This window comes from Hymenobacter sp. IS2118, assembly GCF_000715495.1.
Classification (GTDB): domain Bacteria; phylum Bacteroidota; class Bacteroidia; order Cytophagales; family Hymenobacteraceae; genus Hymenobacter.
Map to the genome: position 1 here is coordinate 1 of NZ_JNLX01000159.1, position 7,953 is coordinate 7,953.

General features: G+C 63.8%; 9 protein-coding genes and 1 pseudogene. 7 read left to right on the forward strand and 3 right to left on the reverse strand.

The window, feature by feature from the left end; all coding sequences use genetic code 11:
* The 3 genes from GM79_RS26125 to GM79_RS16540 form a co-directional block, all read right to left on the reverse strand.
* Positions 1 to 201, reverse strand: a 201-nt coding sequence (locus tag GM79_RS26125; protein ID WP_235184092.1) for a hypothetical protein, incomplete at its 3' end; no start/stop codon positions are given.
* Between the two features lie 103 nt (positions 202 to 304).
* Positions 305 to 592 carry a hypothetical protein gene (locus GM79_RS16535; RefSeq protein ID WP_035566048.1) on the reverse strand — a complete coding sequence of 96 codons (288 nt, stop codon included), beginning with the start codon at positions 590 to 592 and terminating at the stop codon, positions 305 to 307.
* Between the two features lie 7 nt (positions 593 to 599).
* Positions 600 to 1,172 (reverse strand): RNA polymerase sigma factor, encoded by a 573-nt coding sequence (locus tag GM79_RS16540; RefSeq protein ID WP_051718986.1) that lies wholly within the window; start codon positions 1,170 to 1,172, stop codon positions 600 to 602.
* Positions 1,173 to 1,545: 373 nt separating this feature from the next.
* Here GM79_RS16540 and GM79_RS16545 point away from each other — a divergent pair, with 373 nt between their 5' ends.
* The 7 genes and pseudogenes from GM79_RS16545 to GM79_RS25015 all read left to right on the forward strand — a co-directional run.
* Positions 1,546 to 1,914 (forward strand): S-adenosylmethionine decarboxylase family protein, encoded by a 369-nt coding sequence (locus GM79_RS16545; protein WP_035566051.1) that lies wholly within the window; start codon positions 1,546 to 1,548, stop codon positions 1,912 to 1,914.
* A complete protein-coding gene (locus GM79_RS16550; protein ID WP_035566054.1) occupies positions 1,911 to 3,227 on the forward strand; it encodes a DUF4178 domain-containing protein in 1,317 nt (438 codons plus the stop codon). Before GM79_RS16545 ends, GM79_RS16550 begins: the two co-directional genes overlap by 4 nt.
* Before the next feature lie 11 nt (positions 3,228 to 3,238).
* Entirely contained in the window at positions 3,239 to 3,451 is a 213-nt protein-coding gene (locus tag GM79_RS23260; RefSeq protein ID WP_051718988.1) for a hypothetical protein, read from the forward strand.
* 17 nt (positions 3,452 to 3,468) lie between these two features.
* Complete coding sequence (locus tag GM79_RS16560) at positions 3,469 to 3,684, forward strand: DUF350 domain-containing protein (RefSeq protein WP_035566059.1); 216 nt, start codon at positions 3,469 to 3,471, stop codon at positions 3,682 to 3,684.
* The gene (locus GM79_RS16565; protein WP_035566062.1) at positions 3,677 to 5,233 is read left to right on the forward strand and encodes a polyamine aminopropyltransferase; all 1,557 of its coding nucleotides are present in this window, start codon (positions 3,677 to 3,679) and stop codon (positions 5,231 to 5,233) included. Before GM79_RS16560 ends, GM79_RS16565 begins: the two co-directional genes overlap by 8 nt.
* Before the next feature lie 234 nt (positions 5,234 to 5,467).
* Positions 5,468 to 7,093, forward strand: coding sequence for an NAD(P)-binding protein (locus GM79_RS16570; protein WP_035566065.1), 1,626 nt, complete (start codon positions 5,468 to 5,470; stop codon positions 7,091 to 7,093).
* Between the two features lie 155 nt (positions 7,094 to 7,248).
* Positions 7,249 to 7,953 (forward strand): annotated as a pseudogene (locus GM79_RS25015) (IS5 family transposase); the annotation flags it as partial.

Here is a 7,953-nt window from a genome sequence, read left to right on the forward strand (position 1 = left end):
GCGGCCCAGAGTGCGGGAGAAGGCAAAAAATCGGCGTGTATGGTAGCTTCGTATTCGGTTGTAGTCGGGCGCAACGGGAAATTTGTTAGGTGTGGTAACCCCAAAATTCTCGCGCTCGGCTACAACTTCCTTATTTTCCGGATAGGCTCTAAGTCCCTGCCCATGCACGGCGAACTTGCGGAATTCTTGTTTGTTCAACATCGGAATCAGTGAAAAAATGAAAAATGGATTTGGCAAAACGGGCACAGTCGGTCCAGCTCTGCTTTTTCGGCAAAGGAGTAACAGGCCCGCAACGAGTTAAAAATCAGAAAGAAAACAGCCAGCCGAGCCAGCCGCTTAGCCGATGCGCCTGCTGCGGCCACCAGCCAAAGGGGCGCGGGTAGAGGCCGGCGTGAATGGCCGCCAGCTCCTGCCGTAGCTGGTGGCGGCCGGCCTGGCGCAGCCCGCGGTACAGCTGCCACTGCGCCGCCGCGTCGGCCCGCAATTCCCCGTCGAAGAGTTGGCGCAACTGCCACTCCTCGGCCGGGAGCGCGGCCGGGGTGCGCAGGAGCCGCTGCTCGATAAGTTGCAGGCGTTCGAGTTCGGAGCGCATGGCGGGGTTAAAATTCGACGGTTTCGGGGCGGACGACAGCGTGCACGGCCCGGCGCAGCCGCTCCAGGCACTTGAATTTCTGCACCGTGGCCGAGCGCACGGTGCGGTAGCCGCGGGCCGCAGCAATCTGGCTCAGCGGCTGCCCGAAATAGTAGAAGGCCAGCAGCAGGGCTTTGCACTGCTCGCCCAGCCGCTCGACGTAATCGAGCACGGCGAAACCGGCTCCGTCAGTGTCGGGTGGGGCGTCAGCGGCGGCAAGGTCGGCGTCGGGCAAGGGCTGCTGCGGGAGGCGGGCCCGGCGGCGCAACTCGTGGTGCCACAGGTTGCGGCTGGTGCCCACCAGGTAGGTGCTGGCCGCCGCCGTGAGCACGAGCGTGCCGCCCACGGCCTGCTCGTAAAGCACCACCAAGGCATCCTGAAACACGTCTTGCGCGTCCTGCTCCGAGCCACCGTGGCGGCACACGTAGCGGCGCACCATGGGGAATCCCTGCCGGTAAAGCTGCGTGAGAGCCTGCGCCCGGTTGGCCAGCAGGGCTTCGCGCAGGGCGGCGGCGAACGAGGGGCGGGAAGGACTGGTCATCGGCGTCTCCATTCAACGAAGTAAGCAGTAAGAATTTAGCAGCGCCCGCCAATCGGTACATCCGGCTTGTCGTGGGGCTTCTCCCGAAGCTGCGTAGCAAGCCGTCGGCGACCTGCCACCCGGTAAACGGCCTCACTACTTAATCCTGGTTTGGCCCAGGTATCACCCCTAAATCAGAAAAAAGTTGGAAGGTGTCTGATACTTCTTGCCACGGAACTGCTTTTGCCGCATGCTGGGCCCGTCGCATTCGCGAGGAGCGACGGGCGGGCCTGACGGCGCCGTTTTACCCGCCCTCAAACCGAAAAACCAGCCCCGCGTGGGCAACACTGCGCTCGACGCCCTATCTTGCCATTGCCGTACCCTGCCGCTACCCATGTTTCCGTACACTCCCGGCCTGCACATTCTCGCTACCTTTTTGGCCCCGGCCCACCTGCTTGCCGATGCCGATGCCTGCCGCCTGTTTTTTGATGGGCAGGTGCAAGCCTTTCAACTCGAAAAAGTAGGGGAGGCCTACCACCGCTTTCCGGCCAGCGCCGACGTGCCGGGCGGCTTCACGGCCGTGCTGGCCCTCACCGAGTCGCACCTGAGCATTCATACCTGGCCGGAATACGGCCTGGCTACCTTCGACGTGTTTCTCTCCAATTTCCGACGCGACAACGCGGCTGTGGTGCGGGGCATCTACGCCGCCACGCTGGCCCACTTTGAGGGCACGGAGCAGGCCAAAACCGAAGTGCGCCGATGAGCCAGGCCCTTACCCCATCAATGGAATCGGCGCAGCTGGACTGCCCCGAATGCCACACCCCCATCACGTACTACGACGTGAAAGGCAGCGAATATTACGCCTGCCCGAAGTGCCACACCTATTTCCGGTACTCGGGGGAGGAAACGCCCAAGGTGCTGGGCCGGTACGACAATGTCGCGCCACCCGAAACGCAGCTGCTGCCGATGGGCACGTTGGGGGTTCTCGAAGGCCAGCCCTGCCGGGTGGTGGGCATGATGGAGCGGGGCGAGCTGACTCGCAACGGCAAGCTACAGTACCACTGGCTGGAATACCAGATTTACCAACCCAACACCAATGACTACGCGCAGCTGATGGTCTTCGACGGCCATTGGATGGTGATTCGGCCGGCGAAGCGTAGCTACCGGGTCGACAATGCGAAAAGCAGACGGGCCAGTATTACCCTGCCCGATGCCACTTACCGACTCTATAACCGCTACCAGTCGCGGGTGGTATTTGCCGTGGGTGAGTTCGACTGGGACATCAAAAGCGATGACAAGCTGCGGTTTGCGGAGTTCATCAGCCCGCCCGTAATGCTGGTTAAGGAAAGCAAAGACCGCGACACCTGGTACCGGGCCGAGCACATGGAGCCCTACGCCGTAGCCAAAGCCTTCGGGCTGAAAGAGAGCAGCCTGCCCAGCCGGGAAGGGGTGGGGGCGGTGCAGCCCGACCCGGTAGCCGCCCGCTTGCCGGCAATGCGGCTACTCACGGGCTTGGCGGTGGCCTTGCTGCTACTGGGCCAGGTGCTGTTTTCGCTGCAACACCCGCGCGAAGCCCTGCTCACCGAAACCCTGAAGGTAGAGGCCGATGCAACGGCAGCGGCCGGCACTGGTCGGGTCATTGTGTCGCCTTCCTTCACGTTGAAAGAGCAGGCCGCGCTGCTCATCGAGCTCAACACCACCCTCAGCAACCAATGGCTGGAGCTGCCCGTGAGTTTGGTGAACGAGCAAACCGGCCAAGGCTTTGAGTTCACCAAAAACATCGAGTTCTACTCGGGGGTGGAAAGCGGCGAAAGCTGGAGCGAAGGCAGCCGCGACACCGATGCGGTGCTGTCGCAGGTGCCGGCCGGGCGCTACCACCTCAACTTTTATCCGCTTACTGAAGCCGGCCCGGCCGCCCCCGATATCACGGTCAGGGTAGTGGCCAACCCGGTTATATGGTCTAATTTTTTTATCGTGCTCCTGTTGCTGCTCGTGTATCCGGCCTGGCTCTACTTCCGCCGGGCCAGCCACGAAACCGCGCGCTGGAACCAGAGCGACTATGGTCCCACGGAGTAAAACGCTTGCCCATGCTCGACAACCTCCTGAACTTTCTGCGCCCCGTTCGCTACTACGTGCTGCTCATGCTGCTGCCGTTGGGCTGGTATGCCTGGGGCGCCGCCACCGGCACGCGCCTGCTGGGCGACGACAATGAAAGCACCGAAACCGTGGGCAACGGTGCTAACGGCTTTCGCTCGGGCGGCCGTAGCTCCGGCGGCCACGCCCGCTTCTATCACAAGTAACCCTCAATTTCCTGCTCATGGAATACCTCAACCCCAAAGCCTTTACGGCGTCCATCGTGTACTCGTTGCTGGGCATCCTCATCCTGGTCATCAGCTTTTATCTTTTTAATAAGCTGACGCCCGGCACGTTGCGCAAGGAAATTATGGAAGACCACAACAACGCCCTGGCCATTCTGGGAGCGGCGTTTATGATTTCCATCGCCCTCATCATCAGCGCGGCCATTCATGGTTGAAAGCGTAGCCGAGCCGCGCGCGGCCGCCCCGACCGCCGACCGTCAGCCCCCCGGCTTGCTGCTGCTGGCCGTGGCCGTGATTGCCACCTGCGGGCTGATTTACGAGTTGATTGCGGGCACCCTGGCCTCGTACCTGCTGGGCGACTCGGTGACGCAGTTTTCCACCATCATCGGGGCCTACCTCTTTGCGATGGGCATCGGCTCGTGGCTGTCGAAGTACCTCGACGGGCCGCTGCTGCGCTGGTTTATCCGGCTCGAAATTCTGGTGGGGCTGGTGGGCGGCTGCATGGCCCCGGTGCTGTTCCTCTCCTTCGAATACGTGGCCTCGTTCCGGCTGCTGCTCTACGCGCTGGTGGGCCTCACGGGCGTGTTGGTGGGTATCGAAATCCCGCTATTGATGCGGATTCTGGAGCACCGCTACAGCTTTAAGGACCTGGTGGCGCGGGTGTTTGCCGTCGATTACGTGGGGGCGCTGCTGGCCTCGCTCATCTTTCCGATGGTGCTGGTGCCGCAGCTGGGCCTCATCCGCACCTCGCTGCTGTTTGGGGCGATGAACCTGGTGGTGGCCGCCGTGGTGCTGGGGCGCTTTGCCGAAACGCGGCCCTACCGGCGGCAGTTTACCGCGGGCATTGTTGTGTCGCTGCTGGGGCTGGGCACCCTGTTCGTGCTGGCCGATAAGCTGCTGGCCCACACCGAAACCCTGGCGTTTCAGGACCAGGTTATCTACTCGAAATCGACGCCCTACCAGCGCATCGCGCTCACCCGCAATTCCCGCGAGCTGCGCCTGTTCCTGAACGGCAACCTGCAGTTCAGCTCAGCCGATGAGTACCGCTACCACGAGGCCCTGGTGCATCCGTTGCTACAGGCCCTGCCGCGGGCGCGGCGCGTGCTGGTGCTGGGCGGCGGCGACGGCCTGGCGGTGCGCGAGCTGTTGAAGTACCCCCGCCTGCGTAGCATCCACCTCGTAGACCTGGACCCCGGCATGACCGAGCTGTTCCGGCAAAACGAGCTGCTGCTGGCCCTCAACAAAGGCGCCCTCAACCACCCCAAAGTGCAGGTAACCAACGCCGATGCCTACCAGTGGGTGCGGCAGGATACGGCCCGCTACGACGCCATCGTGGTGGACTTTCCGGACCCCGGCAACTACTCCATTGGCAAGCTGTACTCGGCGGCTTTCTACACGGCGCTGGTGCGGCGGCTGGCGCCGGGCGGGCGCCTGGTAGTGCAAAGTACCTCGCCGTACCTGGCCCGGCAGTCGTTTTGGTGCGTGGCTCACACGCTGGCGGCCGTGGGGCTGCACACCGTTCCCTACCACCTCTACGTGCCGTCGTTTGGTGAGTGGGGTTTTGTGCTGGCCGGCCCCGATGCCCAGTGGCGCGGCGACGCCGGGCCGCTGCCGGCGGGCCTGCGCTACATCACCCCCGCCACCATTCACGACATGCTCCGCTTCCCCCCCGACATGAGCGAGGTGCCCACCGAAATCAACCAGCTCAACAACCAGGCCCTGGTGCGCTATTTCGAAGAGGATTGGGGCCCGTATGTGCACTGAGGTTGGTGTTAGTTGTCGGCTGTTTGTTGCCAAGTAGTTAATTGATTGAACAAAAGCAGCGTGGCAAATAAACCGTCATGCTGAGCGAAGGCGCAGCCGCAGTCGAAGCATCTCTACCGCACCGTTGGGACCGTTCAACGGTGCGGTAGAGATGCTTCGACAAGCTCAGCATGACGAACCGACGCCGAATTACTTTCATCCAACAACCGACAACCAATAACCAACAACTAAAAATTGACTTCCCGCCGCTCTTTTCTGCGCCAAAGCAGTGCTGCTCTCACCGGAGCGTTGCTACTGCCGGCCTTGCCGGGCTGCCAGCCGGGTGCTGGCCTGGGCCACATTACCGGGCGGCTGCTGGGGGCCAATGCGGCGGCCGGCCACGTGCTACGCGACACCAGCCGCTTGCCGGCCCCTACGCACACCCGCGAAGTGGAGGTGCTCATCGTTGGCGGGGGCGTGGCGGGGCTGTCGGCCCGGCGCTGGCTGCACCGACATGGCCAGACCAACACTCTGCTGGTGGAGCTGGAAAACCAACCCGGTGGCAACGCCGCCGCCGGCCGCAACGCCACCTCGGCCTACCCCTGGGGCGCCCATTACCTACCCGTGCCCGATGTGCGCAACGCCGAACTGCTGGAATTTTTGGCCGAAACCGGCACCTTGACTGGTTTCGCGCCCGGCGGCCTGCCCATCTACAACGACTACCACCTCTGCCACGACCCCGAAGAGCGGCTCAACATCAGCGGGCACTGGCAGGAAGGACTGGTGCCCGGCCTCGGCCTGAATCCCGCCGAGCAGGAGCAGTTTGCACGGTTTTTCCAGCTCATTGAAACCCTCAAAACCGCCCGTGGCGCCGATGGCCGCGATGCCTTCCGCATTCCCCTCGACCAGGCTTCGACCGATGCCGAGTACCGGCAGCTTGACCAGCTGTCGTTTGCCGACTACCTCACCCGCGAAAAATTTACCGCCCCGGCCCTGCGCTGGTACCTGGACTACGCTTGCCGCGACGACTACGGCGCCACCGCCGCGCAGGTGTCGGCCTGGGCGGGCCTGCACTACTTTGCCAGCCGAAAAGGCCAGGCCCACAACGCCACCGGCGCCGACGTGCTGACCTGGCCCGAAGGCAACCAGTTTCTGGTGCGGCAGCTGCGGCAGCAGGCCCTGGCGCCCCTCGAAACCGGCACCGTGGCCTACGACCTACGCGAAACCGCCACCGGCGTGGAAGTGCTCACCTACGACGTGGCTACCCGCCAAAGTACCCGCGTGTTAGCCCGGCAGGTGCTGCTGGCCACGCCGCAGCACGTGGCCACCCGCCTGCTGGCCCGCGTGCCCGGCCATGCTCTGCTGCCGCCCGCGGCCCTGCACCATGCGCCCTGGCTCATCGCCAACCTCACCGTGGAGGCCCTGCCGCAGGGTCCGGGCCGGCCCCTAAGCTGGGACAACGTGCGCTACGGCAGCCAGTCGCTCGGCTACATCAACGCCAGCCAGCAGCTGCTGGCGCAGGACAGCGGCGCGGCCAAGGTCATCACCCTCTACTGGCCCCTCACCGACGAAGCGCCCGGCCCGGCCCGCCGCCGCGCCTACCAAACCCCGTACGCCGACTGGCTGCCCCGCGTGGTGGCCGAGCTGGAAACCTACCATCCCGGCGTGACGCCCTACATCCGCGAGGCCGATATTTGGGTGTGGGGGCACGGGATGGTGGCGCCCACGCCGGGCTTGCTGTGGGGCGCCGCCCGGCAGGCCGCCATGCGCCCCGTGCGCAACCGTATTTTCTTCGCCCACACCGATTTCAGCGGAATTTCTATTTTTGAAGAAGGCTTTTACCAAGGCATTCGGGCCGCACGCGAAATCTTGGGCAAGTAATTAAAGCTACCCGACCATTGACTGCGATACAACTGCTCTTACGCCGCCCAGGCGTCCACCTCACCCCCTAGCCCCCTCTCCAAAAAAGAGGGGGGACTAGGGCGTGAGGACAATAAGAAATCAGCTATATGTTTACTGCTTATTTACTTTTCAGCATGCGCCGTCACGAAATTTCTGATGCTACCTGGGCCCTGGTTGCCCCGCACCTCTCCGGCAAGGCCGCCGATGGCGGGGCGACGGCCGTCGATAACCGGCTGTTTTTCAACGCTGTGGTGTGGATAATGCGCACCGGCTGCCCGTGGGCCGACCTGCCCGAACGCTTCGGCAAGTCCGACACGGCCCGCAAACGCTTCCGCCGGCTGGCCGAAAAAGGCGTCTGGCGCCGCCTTTTCCAGGTCGTCCAAGCGCCGGAGCTGGACTGGGTGCTGCTCGACTCGACCATCGTGCGGGCGCACCAGCACGCGGCGGGCCAAAAAAAAGCGACGCTCAGACCGAGTGCCTCGGCCGCAGCCGGGGCGGGATGAGCACCAAAATTCACGCCTGCGTCGAGTCGCTGGGCAACGCGGTGCGCCTGCTCGCCACCCCCGGCCAGGCCGGCGACAGCCCGCAGGCGCTGCCCCTGCTCGACGGCCTCGACGTGGGCCAGGTAGTGGCCGACACGGCCTACGACAGCGACCAAACCCGCGCCTATTGCGCTCAACGCGGTATTCAAGCCGTCATCCCCAGCCACCCCAACCGCACCCAACCGCTGCCCCTGGACGAGAATGCCTACCGCGACCGCAACAAAATCGAACGCTTTTTCGGACGCATGAAGCAGTATCGCCGCTTGGCCACCCGCTACGAGAAGACCATCGTTTCCT